The organism is Arthrobacter sp. YAF17 (assembly GCF_052113365.1).
Lineage (GTDB): Bacteria > Actinomycetota > Actinomycetes > Actinomycetales > Micrococcaceae > Arthrobacter.
This window is the reverse complement of the sequence record NZ_JBFRDB010000017.1, coordinates 11832-28671: the sequence shown is the minus strand read 5'-3', so window position 1 is coordinate 28671 and position 16840 is coordinate 11832. Positions and strand designations below refer to the sequence as shown.

Annotated in this window: 13 protein-coding genes; 9 read left to right on the top strand and 4 right to left on the bottom strand. The window is 68.5% G+C overall.

The genetic code is table 11. From position 1 onward, the window contains the following. The first annotated feature begins 34 nt into the window (after nucleotides 1–34). Nucleotides 35–3628 (top strand): chromosome segregation protein SMC, encoded by a 3594-nt coding sequence (gene smc / locus AB4Y67_RS14660; protein ID WP_441406502.1) that lies wholly within the window; start codon nucleotides 35–37, stop codon nucleotides 3626–3628. A gap of 86 nt (nucleotides 3629–3714) precedes the next feature. Continuing rightward, nucleotides 3715–4932 (top strand): signal recognition particle-docking protein FtsY, encoded by a 1218-nt coding sequence (ftsY, locus tag AB4Y67_RS14655; protein ID WP_441406501.1) that lies wholly within the window; start codon nucleotides 3715–3717, stop codon nucleotides 4930–4932. Nucleotides 4933–5028: 96 nt separating this feature from the next. On the opposite strand, the gene AB4Y67_RS14650 is transcribed toward ftsY, so the two are convergent. Together AB4Y67_RS14650 and AB4Y67_RS14645 are read right to left on the bottom strand one after the other, a co-directional pair. Continuing rightward, nucleotides 5029–6732, bottom strand: a complete 1704-nt coding sequence (locus AB4Y67_RS14650; RefSeq protein WP_441406500.1) for a hypothetical protein — start codon at nucleotides 6730–6732, stop codon at nucleotides 5029–5031. 100 nt (nucleotides 6733–6832) lie between these two features. Beyond that, a complete protein-coding gene (locus AB4Y67_RS14645) occupies nucleotides 6833–8092 on the bottom strand; it encodes an MFS transporter (protein ID WP_441406499.1) in 1260 nt (419 codons plus the stop codon). Between the two features lie 269 nt (nucleotides 8093–8361). Here AB4Y67_RS14645 and AB4Y67_RS14640 point away from each other — a divergent pair, with 269 nt between their 5' ends. Next, nucleotides 8362–9729: an ammonium transporter gene (locus AB4Y67_RS14640; protein ID WP_441406498.1), complete on the top strand. Its 1368-nt coding sequence runs from the start codon at nucleotides 8362–8364 to the stop codon at nucleotides 9727–9729. Beyond that, entirely contained in the window at nucleotides 9726–10064 is a 339-nt protein-coding gene (locus tag AB4Y67_RS14635) for a P-II family nitrogen regulator (RefSeq protein ID WP_024366371.1), read from the top strand. The genes AB4Y67_RS14640 and AB4Y67_RS14635 overlap by 4 nt, the downstream gene beginning before the upstream one ends. Nucleotides 10065–10206: 142 nt before the next feature. Here the strand turns inward: AB4Y67_RS14635 and AB4Y67_RS14630 are convergent, their stop codons facing one another. Then, nucleotides 10207–11595: a glucose-6-phosphate dehydrogenase gene (locus AB4Y67_RS14630; RefSeq protein WP_441406497.1), complete on the bottom strand. Its 1389-nt coding sequence runs from the start codon at nucleotides 11593–11595 to the stop codon at nucleotides 10207–10209. Nucleotides 11596–11747: 152 nt separating this feature from the next. Between AB4Y67_RS14630 and ffh the strand changes: the two genes are divergently transcribed. Both ffh and AB4Y67_RS14620 read left to right on the top strand, forming a co-directional pair. Then, entirely contained in the window at nucleotides 11748–13334 is a 1587-nt protein-coding gene (ffh, locus tag AB4Y67_RS14625; protein ID WP_441406496.1) for a signal recognition particle protein, read from the top strand. Nucleotides 13335–13393: 59 nt separating this feature from the next. Next, on the top strand, nucleotides 13394–14143 hold the full coding sequence (locus AB4Y67_RS14620) for an alpha/beta fold hydrolase (protein ID WP_441406495.1): 750 nt from the start codon (nucleotides 13394–13396) through the stop codon (nucleotides 14141–14143). 114 nt (nucleotides 14144–14257) lie between these two features. Here the strand turns inward: AB4Y67_RS14620 and AB4Y67_RS14615 are convergent, their stop codons facing one another. Then, complete coding sequence (locus AB4Y67_RS14615) at nucleotides 14258–14428, bottom strand: hypothetical protein (protein ID WP_441406562.1); 171 nt, start codon at nucleotides 14426–14428, stop codon at nucleotides 14258–14260. Here AB4Y67_RS14615 and AB4Y67_RS14610 point away from each other — a divergent pair. The 3 genes from AB4Y67_RS14610 (at nucleotide 14387) to AB4Y67_RS14600 (ending at nucleotide 16764) form a co-directional block, all read left to right on the top strand. After that, nucleotides 14387–14701, top strand: coding sequence for a GNAT family N-acetyltransferase (locus AB4Y67_RS14610; RefSeq protein ID WP_441406556.1), 315 nt, complete (start codon nucleotides 14387–14389; stop codon nucleotides 14699–14701). The genes AB4Y67_RS14615 and AB4Y67_RS14610 overlap by 42 nt on opposite strands. A gap of 3 nt (nucleotides 14702–14704) precedes the next feature. Next, nucleotides 14705–15787 carry an amidohydrolase family protein gene (locus AB4Y67_RS14605; RefSeq protein WP_441406494.1) on the top strand — a complete coding sequence of 361 codons (1083 nt, stop codon included), beginning with the start codon at nucleotides 14705–14707 and terminating at the stop codon, nucleotides 15785–15787. A gap of 101 nt (nucleotides 15788–15888) precedes the next feature. Then, on the top strand, nucleotides 15889–16764 hold the full coding sequence (locus AB4Y67_RS14600) for a VOC family protein (protein WP_441406493.1): 876 nt from the start codon (nucleotides 15889–15891) through the stop codon (nucleotides 16762–16764). Nucleotides 16765–16840: the final 76 nt, after the last annotated feature.

The window sequence follows — 16840 nt, the reverse complement described above, 5'->3', positions numbered from 1 at the left end:
AGCCGTTTCCGCCAGCCAGGAGAACCGAAACACCTTGCACCTCAAAAGCCTGACCGTCCGGGGATTCAAGTCCTTCGCTTCGGCGACGACCTTCGAATTCGAACCAGGTGTCACCGCCGTGGTGGGCCCCAACGGCTCCGGCAAGTCCAATGTGGTGGACGCCCTTGCCTGGGTGATGGGCGAGCAGGGCGCTAAGACCCTTCGCGGCGGCAAAATGGAGGACGTTATCTTCGCGGGCACGTCCGGCCGCCCGCCGCTGGGCCGCGCCCACGTCTCACTCACTATTGACAACAGCGACGGCGTCCTGCCGATCGACTACAGCGAAGTCACGATTTCGCGCACCCTGTTCCGCACCGGCGGCTCGGAGTACGCGATCAACGGTGCCGGCTGCCGCCTCCTGGACATCCAGGAACTCCTGTCCGATTCCGGCCTGGGCCGGGAAATGCACGTGATCGTTGGCCAGGGTCAGCTGGACAAGGTGCTTCACGCGACCCCGGAGGACCGGCGCGGCTTCATCGAAGAAGCCGCCGGCATCCTCAAGCACCGCCGCCGCAAGGAAAAAACCGTCCGCAAACTAGAAGCCATGCAGGCCAACCTCGCACGGCTCAGCGACCTCACCGGTGAAATCCGGCGGCAGCTCACGCCGCTGGGCAAGCAGGCGGAAGTGGCACGGCGCGCGCAGACCGTCCAGTTCGACGTCCGCGACGCGCGTTCCCGGCTCCTCGCCGACGACCTGGTCCAGCTCCAATCGGCCCTGGCCCAGGACGTAGCGGACGAGAGCGCACTCAAAGCCCGTCGCGGCGTCGTCGGGCAGGAACTGGAAGACGGCAGGCAGCGGCAGGCCAGCCTCGAACAGCTCGCCGCCGAGGCCACGCCCAAACTCAGCGCCGCCCGTGACGACTGGTACCAGCTCTCCGCGGGACGCGAGCGGCTACGTTCCCTCGGCTCGCTCGCAGAGGAGCGGCGCCGGCTGCTCGGGGCCTCCGATAACGTCCCTGATTCCGGCCGCGACCCGGACAAGCTCGACCGGCAGGCCGCCGCCGTCCGGGCGGAACAGGCCGGGCTGGAGCACCAGATCGGAGAGCGCCGCAGCGCCCTGGACGCCGCCACGGCCGCCAAACAGGAGGCCGAAAAGGCCGCAGCCGCCGAGGACAAGCGGCTTGCGTCCCTGCTCCGCGCCGCCGCGGACCGCCGCGAGGGCCTGGCGAAACTTGCCGGGCAGGTCGGCGCAGCACGCTCCCGGGTGGAGTCGGCGCAGGCGGAACTCGGCAGGCTCCGTGAATCCCTCAAAGCGGGGGAGGAACGCCGCAGGCAGGCCCACAGCGAGTTCACCGCCCTCGAATCCCAGGTTGCCGGAGTGGAGGACGGCGAGGAAACCCTCGACGCCGAATACGAGGACGCCAGCGCGGCTCTCGACGCCATCATCGCCGAGATCGACGCGCTGAAGGCGGCCGAACGGGAGGGCGAACGGGAACGCGGCGCGCTTATTGCCCGCCGCGACGCCCTCCAGCTCGGCCTGAACCGCAAGGACGGCTCGGGCCACGTCCTTGGCGCGGGGATCTCCGGGGTGCTTGGTTCCCTGGCGTCCATGATCACGGTTGAACCAGGCTTCGAGGCCGCCATCGCGGCGGCCCTCGGCGCCTCCTCCGACGCTGTCGTCGTGCAGCACGGCGGGGCCGCGGCCGCCGCCGTGCAGCGGCTGAAAGACGACGACGCCGGCCGCGCAGCCCTGCTGCTGGCGGGCGCAACGGCAGCCCCGCCGCACTCCGGTGCCGAGGCTCCCGAGGGCGCGCGGTGGGCCGCCCACCTGGTCACGGCGTCCGTGCCGGAGGACGCAGCCTCCCGCCTGCCGCTGCCCGGACTGCTGGCGGGCATCGCCGTCGTCGAAGGACTGGATGACGCGGCGCAATTGATTGCCGGCCACCCGGAGCTGACCGCTGTGACCAGGTCCGGGGACGTCTTCACGGCGCTGACGGTCAGCGGCGGCTCCGCCAAGGCCCCCTCCCTGATTGAGGTGCAGGCCGCCGTCGACGACGCCTCGGCACGGCTTGCCTCGGTGACCGCCGAGCTGGAACGCCAGCGCTTCGCCCTGGCCGCCGCCCAGGCCCGGCGGGCCGCGGCGCAGGACCGCGCCGATGCCGCCCTGGAGAAACTCCATGAGTCGGATGCCCGGCTGGCGGCCGTCGCCGAACGCCTGGGGCACCTGAACTCCGTGCTGCGCAGCGCGGTCGGCGAAAGCGAGCGGCTCGCAGCTTCCCTCGCCAAGGCCGAGGCCAACATCGTCAGCGATCAGGTTGCGCTCACAGCCGTGGCGGCCCGGCTCGCCGCCGCGCAGGAGGCACCGGCCGAAGAGGAACCCTCGCCGGAACACCGTGACGCCCTTGCCCTGGCTGCTTCGCTGGCCCGCACCGCCGAAATGGAAGCCCGGCTTGCCCTGCGCAGCACCGAGGAACAGCTCACGGCCACCCGCAACCGTGCGTCGTCGCTCGAACGCGCAGCCGCCACCGAACGGCGCGCCCGGGAGGAGGCCGCCGAACGGGCACACCGCCGCCGGCTCCAGGCCAAACGCGCCGCAGCCGTCTCCGCCGCTGTCGGCCAGGTGATCAGTTTCATAGATGTCTCGGTGGAAATCGCCCGGCAGGAACGGGACAGCGCCGAGGAACGCAAGGAGCAGATGGATGCGGAGCTGGCCGCCGTGCGCAGCAGCAACGATGCGCTGGCCCGCGAACTGGCTGAACTGACGGACTCCGTGCACCGCGACGAACTGGCCCGCACCCAGCAGCGGCTCCGGATCGAAGCGCTTGAGCTCAGGAGCGTCGAGGAGCTGGGACTGACCCCCGACCAGCTCGTGGCGGATTTCGGCCCGGACCAGCCCGTTCCCGTGCCCGCCGCGGAATCGGCGGACAAATGGGCGGCCCTGCGCGCCCCGGTGGACGAGGACGGACGCGAGATCGTGGCCGGCAAACCCTTCGTCCGCGAGGAACAGGAGAAACGGCTCAAACGGGCCGAACGGGACCTGTCCGCCCTGGGCCGGGTCAACCCCCTGGCGCTTGAGGAATTCGCGGCCCTCGAGGAACGCCACCAGTTCCTCAGCACCCAGCTCGAGGACCTCAAGTCCAGCCGCAAAGACCTGCTGGACATCATCAAGGAAGTCGACGAGCGGGTCCAGAAGGTCTTTGCCGAGGCCTTTGAGGACACCGCTGCGCAGTTCGTCCGGATCTTTGCCCGGCTGTTCCCCGGCGGTGAGGGCCGGCTGGTCCTCACCGACCCCTCCGACATGCTCACCACCGGCATCGAGGTCGAGGCACGTCCGGCCGGCAAGAAGATCAAGCGGCTCTCACTGCTCTCGGGCGGCGAACGGTCGCTGACCGCGGTGGCCCTGCTGGTCGCGATCTTCAAAGCCAGGCCCTCACCGTTCTACGTGATGGACGAGGTGGAGGCCGCCCTCGACGACACAAACCTGGGCCGGCTCATCACCATCTTCGAGGAGCTGCGCGAATCCAGCCAGCTCATCATCATCACCCACCAGAAACGCACCATGGAAGTTGCCGACGCCCTCTACGGCGTCACAATGCGCGGCGACGGCGTCTCGACCGTCATCAGCCAGCGCCTCGGCGCTCAGGTCTGAGGCACCGGCTGAGGCAGCGTCTGCGGCACGGCCGCCCGCGTTTCCGGGCTCCGCGACGGCTTTCCGGTTTGTGAGAAGCTAGGGGAGTGAACGACATCCTCCCCATTCTTCTGCCCATTCTCGCCGCCCTGGTGGTCCTCGGTGCGCTTATTCCGGTCCTGATGAAGACCCGGAAGAACATCACCAACTACCCGGGAAAGCGTGACGAGAACGATCCCGTGAAGCCTGGTGCAGGCGGCGGAACCCTCCTCGAGGACCGCCCCGCACCTGCGCGCGAACGCGTGTCACCGGGCGACGGCACGGTCGACGTCGAGGATCTGGAGACAGTCGAAGTCCCGGACAACGTCGCCGGCCTGGAAACCGTTCCGGTCGAGACGCCGCTGCCGGTCGCCGGCCGCCTGATCCGCCTTCGCGAACGCCTCGTGAAGTCCAACAACATCCTGGGCAAGGGCCTGCTGGCGCTGCTCTCAGCGGACAAGATCGACGAGAACGTCTGGGACGAGGTGGAGGAAACCCTCCTGCTCGCCGACCTCGGCACCGAGCCGACCCTGCAGCTCGTGGACGCGCTCCGCGAACGCGTCAAGGTGCTGGGCACCCGCTCCCCGGAACAGGTCAAAGCTTTGCTGCGTGAGGAACTGATCAAGCTCGTGGACCCGACGATGGACCGCACCCTCCGGGTGGAGCGGCACGCCGACAAGCCCGCCGTCGTGCTGGTGGTGGGCGTCAACGGCGTCGGAAAGACCACGACGGTGGGCAAGCTCGCCCGCGTGCTCGTCGCCGAGGACAAGGATGTCCTGCTGGGTGCCGCGGACACGTTCCGCGCCGCCGCCGCCGAGCAGCTCGCCACCTGGGGACAGCGCGTCGGCGTCCCCACCGTGAAGTCCGACGTCGACGGTGCGGACCCTGCGTCCGTCGCATATGAAGCGGTCAAGGCAGGCATCGACCAGGAAGTCGACGTCGTGATGATCGACACCGCCGGCCGCCTGCAGAACAAGACCGGCCTGATGGACGAGCTCGGCAAGGTCAAGCGCGTCATCGAGAAGCTGGCCGAGGTGGACGAGGTGCTCCTGGTCCTGGATGCGACCACCGGCCAGAACGGCCTGAACCAAGCCCGCGTGTTCGCCGAAGTCGTGAACATCACCGGCATCGTCCTGACCAAGCTGGACGGAACAGCCAAGGGCGGCATTGTGGTGGCGATCCAGAAGTCCCTCGGCGTCCCGGTCAAGCTGATCGGCCTCGGCGAGGGCGCGGACGACCTCGCGCCGTTCGACGCCGAGAACTTCGTCGACGCCATCCTGAACTGACAGCGCCGACGTACGGATTAAACCCAGCTGGCTCCCGGTTGGTGCCGCCCAGACTTACGGGAACGGCATCTACCGGGAGCCAGTGGCTTGTGGCCTCTAGTACTGGAAGTTCAGCACGGTAACCGTTCCGGCCGTCAGCTTGAACGTCTGTGTCTGTGAACCGTATTTGAAACCCTCAACCGTGGCACGCTCGGCGAGCGGGACCGGCTCGGACTTGGCACCGTCGATCACCGTGCTGTCCTCGGCCGCGTAGCTGGGACCGGTCATCTGGGTCATGGTTCCGGTCAGCGGCTCCCCGGGCAGCTTGATGGTGACTTCGGTCTGGGCGGACTTCTCGGGGTCGTTTTCGTTGACAATGGCAACGCTGGTGCTTCCGTCGGCGTTCTGCAGGGCATAGGCGAACACCAGGCCGCCACCCTTCGTATTCACCTTCAGGAACTTCCCTTCGGCCATCTCGGCGACCATGGAGATGCCGAAGAAGTTGGCCCGGCCGGAAACTTTCCCGTCCGGTTTCAGGTAAGCCCCGCCGCTGCAGACGGCGGACATGGGGGGACCGCCCTTGCACGTCAGCAACGAGCTGTGGAAGCCGATCCTCGTGATGCCCAGCTGTGCGGCGTTCAGCGCGTAGTCGGCGGTCCATAGGGCCGAAGCGTGGGTTCTTGATGTTTCGTTGGAGCCGGGGCAGGCAGCGATTCCCGTCTCCGGAAGCCAGGTTTCGAGCCCTGCCGCCCGGCCGGCGGCCAGGGCCGCCTGCTGGTAGTCCACGGCGCGTTCATGCATCAGCCGGCTCATGACGTTCGCGATGGTCGGCGAGGCCAAGGGATCCACCACTCCGTCGCAGCTGTACATCGGGTAGTAGTGGAAGGACAGGATCTTCTTCTGCGGAATGTCCGCGTCAATGAATGGCTGCCACCACTTCTGGTCGTAGGCGCCCGGGCCCGAAATAGGGACGTTGGGCGCGACAGCGTTTATCGCGTTCGCGTACGCCTTGAGCTCCGCCACGTAGTTCTCAATGGTGTAGCCGCCCGGGCGGACGCCATTGGTCCCAAATCCATTGGGCTCGTTGCCGATGGTGAAGCTCAAGAGCCGAGGGCCAAAGATCTGTGCCGCGTGCTTGGCCATGTCTGCAGCGCGGTCCGGGCCGTAGTGGCCTAGGTCGACAGTGAGGGCGATCTTGGCATCGACGGCGTCCAGCAGCGTGTTCACGCGGGCCAGGTCCGCCGGACCCACGGCACGAACGGGATGTGCCTTGTCCCCCGTGTAGTTGGACGGGACGACCTCATTAGTGGAAGTCCAGAAGAAGCGGCGGTCAACGGCGTTGCCGCCGAACCGGAGCACCGGCTGGTCGGCTTCCTGGAACAGCTTCACCAACGAAGCGTTGCCGCTGCTGAGGGAGGGGTCAGCGAGATCGGTGGCCTCCAGTGAGATTCCGACCATGCCCTTGGCCAGCCGGGTGCCCACCAGGTCCTTCGCGACGCTGATTTGGAGTGGTTCCACTGCCTCCAGCGGTGAGCCGGCGGGCGGGCCTGCCTGCTGGTAATACGAGACAGCTGGTGCCGGCGGCAGCGTTTTCGCCGGGGCGGTGGCCGTGGTTGATGCCGGAGCCGGTGAGGGGGCGGCGTCGACCGTGGTGCCGGGTCTGAGGAAAAGTGCCAGGGAAACCAGCACGGCCATGACGGCCATGACGGCAACCACGGGGACCACGACGGCAGGACGGAGCTTCCTGCGCCTGGTTCCGGTCGCCGCGTCCTCCGGCCTGGGATCGGGCAGGTGTTCGTTGGGTGGATCTTGGGATGGCATGACTAATTACTCCAGCTTCTGGTGGGATCTCCCCACAGCCTAACGAAGTCCGCCGGTGAAGTTCTGCGCGGGTCTCCGTTCGGGCGAAACCGGGCCCTGATCAGGGGGTACGGTACCCGTCCGGCCGCGCGGTGCGCTGGAAGGTCTCCCGGGCCAGCATCCAGCCGGCCGCGGCCGCGACCAGCACGCCACCCGTGACGCCGAACGCCCAGCCATAGCCCAGCCGGTCCGCGAGGAGCCCGGCGAGCACCGGCCCGATGATCGCTCCGCTGTCGGCCGTCATCTGGAAGATGGCGAGCACCCGGCCGCCGGAGCGCTCGTTGCCGATCACGTCGGCCATGGCGGCCTGCTGGGCGGGGCCCAGCAGGCCTGAGCCGATGCCGGCCACGGCCGTGGCCAGGAGGAACCACAGCAGTTCGTGGGTGAAGCCGATCGCCGCCGTCGCGGTGCCGGTCACCAGCAGGCCGGAAATCATCATGGGCTTCCGGCCCAGGCTGTCCGCGAGCCTGCCGGAGAAGGTCAGCGCCACCGCGTTGGCCGCGGCGAACACCGCCAGCGCCCAGCCTGCCGATTCCGGCCCGGCGTTCAGCGCGGCCACGGCGAAGAGCGGCACCGTGGCCATCCGCACGCCGAAGGTCGCCCAGCCATTGGCGAAGCTGGAGAACAGCCCCGCCCGGTAAGCGCTGTCACGCAGTGCCTCGCGCAAGTCCATCGCCGGCGCCGTGCCGCCGTCCGGGCGGGAAGCGGCCGGCACATGGCTCAGCTGGGTCTGCACCACCAGGGCGGCCACGACCAGGGCGGCCGCGTAGACAAGGAACGGAATCCGGAGGCCGAAGCCGGCGAGCAGGCCGCCGACGACCGGCCCGCACACATTGCCGATCAGGAAGGCCGAGGCGTACGCCCCGGAGACCCGGCCGCGGCTCTCGGGCGGCGCCAGCCGGACCACGAGGGCCATCGACGCGACCGTGAACATCACTGAGCCGGCGCCGCCGAGGCCCCGGAAGACCAGCAGCTGCCAGTAGTCCTGGGCGAAGGCGCAGGCCGCCGTCGACGCCGCAACAATCAGCAGGCCGGCCACGTACACCGGCCGTTCCCCGAGCCGCACAATCAGTGCCCCGCCGGCCGGAGCGAACACGAGCCGCATGAACGCGAAGATGCTCACGATCACGGCAGCCGCCGTCGCGCCGACGTCGAACGTCGTGGCGAACTGGGGGAGGACCGGGGCCACGAGGCCGAAGCCCAGTGCGATGAGGAAGGCCGCGACCAACATCACCTTGATGTCCCGGGGCAGCACCGGCCTCCCGTTGTTTCGGGGGGAGGCCTGCGGCGGGGAACCCGCGGGACGGGGGGTCTTACTCATGATGGTGGCTTCCTGGCGGTGCGGGCGGTGCGGGCGGTGCGGGCATGCGGGAGAGGGGGTGTTGGAACCGGTGAAACATAACCGTAACAAGAAGGATTTGCACCATTTACTTCCGGGAGGTTCTTGTAACAACCCGGCAATCTAATTCCTCTCCCGGTGAAACACGCCCCGGACAAACTCTTCTTAGAACGCAAACAGCGTTGAGGCATGCGGAGAACTCCGCAGGAACACCCAACAGATTCGCATCTAAGCAAGGGAGGACGTGCACCATGGAACTTACCGCAGGTCACGTATGGCTGATGGTGGCAGCGGCACTTGTGCTGTTCATGACACCAGGACTCGCATTTTTCTACGGCGGCATGACGCGCGCCAAGGCTGCACTGAACATGATGATGATGAGCTTCATCTCCATCGGCATGGTCGGTGTGGTCTGGGTGCTCTGGGGCGCCTCGATGAGCTCCGGCGAAGGCTTCATGCAGATGGTCGGAAACCCGTTTGCCACCTTCGGGCTGGAAGGCATCGATACCCCTGACGGACTGATCAAGGTCGGCTACGCGGCCACCTTCGCCATCATCACCGTCGCACTGATCAGCGGCGCGATCGCAGACCGCGCCAAGTTCGGCGCCTGGACGGTCTTCGTCCCGGTCTGGGTCACCTTGGTGTACTGCCCGCTGGCCTACATGGTCTGGGGCGGCGGGCTGTTCGGCCCGGAAGGTGCGATCGGCCAGGCCCTCGGCCCCGCGATTGACTTCGCCGGCGGCACGGTGGTCCACATCAACGCAGGTGTTGCCGCGCTGATCCTCGTCCTGATCATCGGCAACCGCAAGGGCTTCGGCAAGGACCCCAACCACCGCCCGCACAACATCCCGTTCGTGATGCTCGGTGCCGCGATCCTGTGGTTCGGCTGGTTCGGCTTCAACGGCGGCGCAGCGACGACGGCGGAACAGGGCGGCCTGATCTGGGTCAACACCCTGGCAGCCCCCGCCGCGGCCATGCTCGGCTGGCTCGTCACGGAGCGCATCCGCGACGGTCACCCGACCTCGCTCGGTGCCGCCTCCGGTGTGGTTGCCGGCCTCGTTGCCATCACCCCGGCTTGCGCCAACGTCAGCCCGATCGGCGCCCTCTGCCTCGGCCTCATCGCCGGTGCGGCTTCCGCCCTCGCCGTCGGCCTCAAGTTCCGCTGGGGCTTTGACGATTCGCTCGACGTCGTCGGTGTCCACCTGGTTTCCGGCATCATCGGCACCGTGGCGCTGGGCTTCATCGCCCTGCCCGTTGAGGGTGTTGGCGGTGGCCTCTTCTACGGCGGCGGACTCACCCAGCTCTGGGCGCAGCTCGCAGCGGCCGGTATCGCCATCGCCTACTCCGCGATCATGACCGCAATCATCGCCCTCGCCATCCACAAGACCATGGGCTTCCGGGTTTCCCAGGAGCAGGAAGTGGTGGGCGTGGACCTCAGCCTGCACGCCGAAACCGCTTACGAATTCGGTGTCGGCGGCCACGGCGGCAGCTTCACCCCGCTGCACGAGCTCATCACCGGCAAGGCCCAGGGCCAGGCCGCAACGGCCCCGGCCGCCGAGACGGTGGACGCGTCGTCCAATGGCAAGAAGACCGCAGGCAAGGAAAGCGTGGAGGCATGAAACTGATCACAGCAATCGTCCGGCCGGAAAAGCTCGACACCATCCGCGAAGGGCTCGAAGCCTACGGCGTGCAGGGCCTCACCGTCAGCGCGGCCAGCGGCTACGGCCGGCAGCGGGGCTACACCGAGGTGTACCGCGGAGCCGAGTACAACGTGGACCTGCTTCCCAAGATCCGGGTGGAGGTCCTGGCCACCGATGAACAGGCGGACGACATCCTGGATGTCATCATCGCCAGCTCCAACACCGGCCGGGCCGGGGACGGCAAGGTCTGGACGATGGATGTGTTCGAGGCAGTACGGGTCCGCACCGGTGAACGCGGATCGGCTGCCATCTAGCCAGCAGCGTCAGACAACGAAGCGGGCCGGGAACCTGACAAGGTACCCGGCCCGCTTTTGTGCGTTTGGCCGCTTGAACCAGCGCCCGACGGCGGCTCAGCCGGGGCGTCGGCCGGCCGGTCCGCCCGCGTCCGGCCGGCGGTCAGGCCGGCCAGCCCTCCGGCCCGTCACTTCCCGCCGCGTACTCCTCCAGCGGTGCGCTGCCCCTGCCCCAGGCCTTGAGGACGGGCTCCAGGATGCGCCAGCAGTCTTCCGCGGTGTCGGCGCGGACGGAGAGCAGCGGATCGCCGGTCAGGACGCCCTCCAGGACCTCCCCGTACGGCAGCAGTGCCGAGGCGCTCAGCTCGGCCTTAAGGGTGGCGCGGTCCAGGCTGAGGATGTCGCCGGGGCCGTTCACATCGACGTCGAACTGCAGGGTGTCCGGCCCGAAGCCGATCCGCAGCTGGTTGGGGGAGTCCACCCCGGTGAAGCCCTTGGGCAGGTGGGGCACCGGGCGGAAGGTCACCACGGCCTCTTTGCGCTTGTTGCCCAGCGCCTTGCCGGACCGGAGGATGAACGGGACGCCCTGCCAGCGCCAGTTGTCGATCTCCACCTCCACCTCGGCGAGCGTCTCGGTGCCCCGGGCGGCGTCGACCCCGTCCTCCTTGGCGTAGTCCGGCACCGTCCGGCCGCCGATGGAGCCCGCGGTGTACCGGGCGCGGCGTGTGCTCTTTGCGTAGGGCGCCTTGATGCTGCTGGCCCGCAGCACAGTGGCGACGGCGTCGCGGAGGTCCCGCTCGTCCACCGACGCCGGCGGTTCGAGCGCCAGGAGGGCCATGATCTGCAGCAGGTGGCTCTGGATCATGTCGCGCAGGGCGCCGGCGCCGTCGTAATACCGGGCTCGCCCTTCCAGCGCGAGGTCCTCATCGAAGACGATCTCGATCTTTTCGATGTGCCCGCGGTTCCACACCGGCTCGAGGAAGGTGTTCGCGAAACGCAGGCCCAGGATGTTCAGCACCGTCGCCTTGCCCAGGAAATGGTCCACCCGGTGGATGTGGTCCTCCGGGACAAGGGCGGCGAGGGTCGCATTGAGGTGGCGGGCGGAGTCTTCGCTGGAACCGAACGGCTTCTCCATGACCAGCCGCGTCCCGGCGGGCACCTGGCCGGGAACGAGGGCCTCGCAGGCCAGCTGGCTGACGCGCGGCGGCAGGGCGAAGTAGATGGCCACGGGCCCCTCCAGCTGCGCCAGCAGGCCGGCCAGTTGCCCGTCGGCCGTGACGTCGAGCTGGTGGTAGCTGGTGGTTTCCCGGATCCGCTTCAGCTCCCGGCGGCCAGGGGCCCCGGCCTGGGAGTGGGCGTCGGCGAAGGACTCTTCGAGGCGCTCCAGCCACTGATCCGGGGTCCAGGCATCCGAGCCGGCGCCCACCAGGGTCAGGCCGTCGGCGCGCCCCCGGGACACGAGCCTGGCAAGTCCCGGCAGCAGGAGCCTGCCGGTGAGGTCGCCCGAGGCGCCCAGGATGAGCAGGGTTTTTACAGTTGTTTTGCTGGTCACCTACGCCAGCATGCCATCTTGAACGCCCGTCTTGGTACCCTAGATAGTCGAGTCCCGTTGTCGAGGCGGTTCGTTCAGGCGAACTTCAGCCGCGACGCTGGCGTGCCGGACCGGCAGCCATCCGTAGATCCACTGAAAGAAGTGCACGGCGCGTGTTCAATTCACTCTCTGACCGGTTGACAGCAACCTTCAAGAATCTCCGTGGCAAGGGCCGCCTGACCGAGGCGGACGTTGACGCCACGGTCCGCGAAATCCGGCGGGCCCTCCTGGATGCCGACGTCGCCGTGCCCGTGGTCCGCGAGTTCACCGGACGTGTGCGCGAGCGTGCTCTCGGCGCCGAGGTTTCCGCCGCGCTGAACCCGGGCCAGCAGATCGTGAAGATCGTCAACGAGGAGCTCGTCGAGATCCTCGGCGGTGAAACCCGCCGGATCCGCCTCGCGAAGACCGGGCCCACCATCATCATGCTCGCCGGCCTCCAGGGCGCCGGCAAGACCACCCTGGCCGGAAAGCTCTCCAAGTACCTCAAGGCGCAGGGCCACAGCCCCATGCTGGTGGCCTGCGACCTGCAGCGCCCCAACGCAGTGACCCAGCTCCAGGTCGTCGGCCAGCGCGCCGGCGTGCCGGTCTTCGCGCCGCACCCGGGCGCCACCTCGACCGAACTCGACCACCCGGCCGGCGACCCGGTTGCCGTCGCCCGCGCCGGCGTCGAGGAAGCCCGCCGCACGCTCCACGACGTCGTGATCGTGGACACGGCCGGCCGGACCGGCGTCGACGCCGAGATGATGGAACAGGCGCGCCAGATCCGCAGCGCCATCGTTCCGAACGAAGTGCTGTTCGTGGTGGACGCCATGATCGGCCAGGACGCGGTCAACACGGCCATGGCCTTCGATGAAGGCGTCAACTTCACCGGCATCGTACTCTCCAAGCTCGACGGCGACGCCCGCGGCGGCGCCGCGCTCTCCATTTCCTCCGTCACCGGCAAGCCCGTGATGTTCGCGTCCACCGGCGAAGGCCTGGACGACTTCGAGCTCTTCCACCCGGACCGCATGGCCTCACGCATCCTCGACCTCGGTGACGTGCTCACCCTGATCGAGCAGGCCGAGCAGAACTGGGACAAGGACGAGGCTGCCCGGATGGCGAAGAAATTCGCCGACCAGGAAGACTTCACCCTGGACGACTTCCTGGCCCAGATGCAGCAGATCCGCAACATGGGCTCCATGAAGAAGATGCTCATGATGATGCCCGGAGCGCAGAACATCCGGCAGCAGCTCGAGCAGTTCGACGAGCGCGAGATCGACCGCGTCGAGGCAATCGTGCGCTCCATGACGCCGCATGAACGCGTCGCTCCCAAGATCATCAACGGCTCCCGCCGCGCCCGCATCGCCCGCGGCTCAGGCGTGCACGTCTCCGAGGTCAACGGCCTGCTGGAGCGCTTTGCCCAGGCCCAGAAGATGATGAAGAAGATGGCAGCCGGCGGCGGCATGCCCGGAATGCCGGGGATGCCCGGCATGGGCGGCGGCGGTGCCCGCAAGGGCGGCAAGGCCGCACCCAAGAAGAAGGCCCGCTCCGGCAACCCGGCCAAGGCAGCGCAGGAGCTCAAGGACGCCGAGGCCCGGCGCGCCGCGGGCGCCAAGGCCCTTCCGACCGGGGCCGCGTTCGGCCAGCAGGGCGGAGATTTCGATCCCTCCCAGCTGAACCTGCCCAAGGGCTTCGATAAGTTCCTCGGCGGCGGCAAATAGGCCCGTCCGGCCGAGATGTCGGCGGCCCCATTGCGGGGCCGGTGCCATAGGGTTAGACCATGTTCAAGCAGCGCGTAGTCTTCGTCCACGGGGCCGGCAGCTTCGGTGCTGCCGCGTGGCCGAAGCAGCACGGAATGGCGCTGAACTATGACGCCCTGTTCCTGCGCCGCCACGGCTTTGACCCCACCGCGGAACCGCTGGAAACCGACTTCGCTGCCGACGCCGCCATCGTCCTCCGCGCCCTGGCCGACGACGGCCGCGGTGTCGCGGGCGGTCACGTCGTCGCACATTCGCAGGGTGCCATTGCGGCGATGATGGCCGCCGTCGAGCGTCCCGACCTGGTGCAGTCGCTGACCCTGGTGGAACCGGCGTGCCTCTCGCTCACGGCGGAGCTGCCGGCCACCGCGGCGCACCGCGCCCTGATGCAGCCGCTTTTCGAGGTCCGACACAATCTCAGCGACGAGGATTTCCACCGCGAATTCGTCCGCCGGGTGTTCGCCGCGCACACGCCCGCGCAGGCGACCCTCGGCGCCCCGCGCCCGGAAGACCAGCGGGAGGCGCGCCGCCTCCGCCTGCAGGCCCCGCCCTGGGAAGCCCCGCTGCAGATCGTCCCCGGGGTCCCCACCCTGGTCCTGACCGGTGGCTGGGAACCGCTCTACGAAGAGATCGCAGGCTACCTGCGCGAGACCGGCGCCCTGCACCGCACGGCGGCCGGCGGGCACCGGCCCCAGGATTCAGCGGAAGGGAACCGGGTCATCCGGACGTTCATCGCCGACGTCGGCCGGCAGCAGCACGCCCAGGCGTCCTAACGCAGTGTGGGGCCGGCCATCCCGCGCCGGTGCTACCGTGGCACCGTGACTCAGCTCACGGTCGTGCCCCTTATCAGGGCAGCGACGCCTAGGGACCTCACGGCACTGCCCGTTCTAGAGGTCGCCGCAGACCGTATGCTCGAAGCGGCGCTGGGGCATCAGGCACTCCCTGCCCCGGAGCCGCAGGCCGCTGCCGAGCCGCTTTTCGTTCTGGTTGCCGTCCTGGCCGCAAGAAATCCGCCCGTGGGATTCGCCCGTGTTGACGAAGTCGGCGGCCGGGCCCATCTGGAACAACTCTCTGTTCAGCCCGCCTCAGCCGGGCGCGGAATCGGACGGTCCCTGCTCGAGGCGGCCATCGACCGGGCCCGGAGCCTTGGCCATAGATCCATGACCCTTTGCACGTTCGTGGACGTTCCATTCAATGCACCGTTTTACGCGAGCTGCGGGTTCGAGGAATGTGCCGAGCCAGGGCGGGCGCTGGCGGCCCTGCGAACGCGTGAAGCGCAGCTGGGGCTGGATGATCTTGGGCGGCGGGTCGTCATGCGACTTAGGCTTTAAGCCATGACCCGCATCATCGAATTCAGCGGCACCGTCCTCACCGCACCCGACACAGAGCACCACGGCCTCTGGTCCGTCGACGGTGCCCTCACCTTCCGCCGGCCCGCCGCCGTCCCGGACCTGGTGCTCGACGGCTGGGTCATCCCCGGACTCGTCGACGCGCACTGCCACATCGGGCTCGGCCCCGGCGGGGACGTCCCGGAGCAGATGGCGGAAGAACAGGCCGTGACCGACCGCGACGCCGGAACCCTGCTGGTCCGCGACGCCGGCGCCGTCCACGACACCCGCTGGATCCAGCAGCGCGCCGACCTGCCGCGGCTCATCCGCTCCGGCCGGCACCTCGCGAGGACGCGCCGGTACCTCCGCGGCTTCGCCGTCGAAGTTGAACCGGAGGACCTGGTGGAGGCCGTGCGCAAGCAGGCCCGGGCCGGGGACGGCTGGGTCAAGCTCGTGGGGGACTGGATCGACCGGGACGCCGGCGACCTCGCGGCGAGCTTCCCGGCCCGGACGCTGAAGGACGCCGTCGCTGCCGCCCACGACGAAGGCGCCCGCGTCACCGCACACTGCTTCGCCGAAGACACCCTGGACGACATGCTCGACGCCGGGATCGACTGCATCGAGCACGCGACCGGCCTGCTTCCCCGGCATCTGCCGCGGTTCGTCGAACAGGGCGTGCCGATCGTCCCCACCCTGATCAACATCGCCACCTTCCCCGAAATCGCCGCGCAGGCCGAGGCCAAGTTTCCGCGCTACGCGGCCCACATGCGCTCGCTCTGGGAGCGCCGGGCAGGACGCGTCCTTGAAGCCTACGAAGCCGGTGTCACCATCTATGCCGGAACGGACGCCGGCAGCGTCATCAAGCACGGTCGCATCGTCGACGAACTCCAGGCGCTGCACGCCGCCGGACTCCCGGCCGCGGCAGCCCTCGACGCCGGCGCCTGGGCCGCGCGGGACTGGCTGGGGGCGGACGTCATCACCGATGGCGCCAGCACCGATGTCCTGGTCTGCGCCGAGGACCCGCGCAGGAATCTGGCCACGCTGAGGGACCTCAAGAGCGTCGTGCTGCGCGGAGAAGTGGTCCGCTAGGAACCCGCCTGCTCCATTAGGAATAAATTGAAGCTTCAAGTAATTTATATCTATGAAGGGTCATCGACGGACGGTGGCCGCCGAAGTATCGGAGCGATGAAATGACTGCAGAAGCCAGCACCCAGGATCTCCTTCCCGCCGAACTCACCATGGGTACGGTGATGCTCAAGGTCGGCGACATGAAGCTGATGACCGACTACTACCAGCGCGCCCTCGGCCTCGACATCGTGGCCGAGCAGGACGGCGGGCTCTACCTCGGACGCAAGCGGAAGCCGCTGGTCCACCTGGCCCCGGCCCCCGGGCTGAACCTGCCCTCCCGCGGCGAGGCCGGCCTCTTCCACACTGCCCTGCTGTTCGACGACCAGCCGGCTCTCGCGGCCACGGTCGCGTCCGCCGCGCAGTTCGAACCGCAGTCTTTCACCGGCAGCGCCGACCACCTCGTCAGTGAGGCGTTCTACTTCAATGACCCCGAAGGAAACGGCATCGAGCTCTACTGGGACCGGCCCCGCGATGCCTGGTCCTGGGATGGCAAGAACGTTGTTATGGACAGCCTTGCCCTGCCGCCGCAGCGCTACCTCGAACAGCACCTCACCGAGGCCTCGCTCGCAGGGCAGCGCGAGACGGATGCCGGCATCGGGCACGTCCACCTGCAGGTCGGCGATGTGCAGTCCGCGCACGACTTCTACGTCGGCACGCTCGGCTTCGAAAAAACCGCCGGCTGGCACGGCCAGGCGCTTTTCGTCTCCGCCGGCGGCTACCACCACCACATGGCCATGAATGTCTGGAACAGCCGCGGCGCCGGCCCCCGCCGCGACACCCTGGGCCTCGGCGAGGTGCTGATCGAAGTACCGGCCGCCGACGACGTCGACGCCCTCGCCGACCGGCTCAAGACCGCGGGGGTCCAGTCCCACCACACCGGAGCCGAGCTGCGCTTCGAGGATCCGTGGCGCAACCGGATCCGCGTCGCCGTCCGCTAAGGACCCGCACTGCCCTCCGTCGCGGCCGGCCCGTCTGGACCCAGCGTCCGCTCAACCCCGGGCCCGGCCTTAGGGA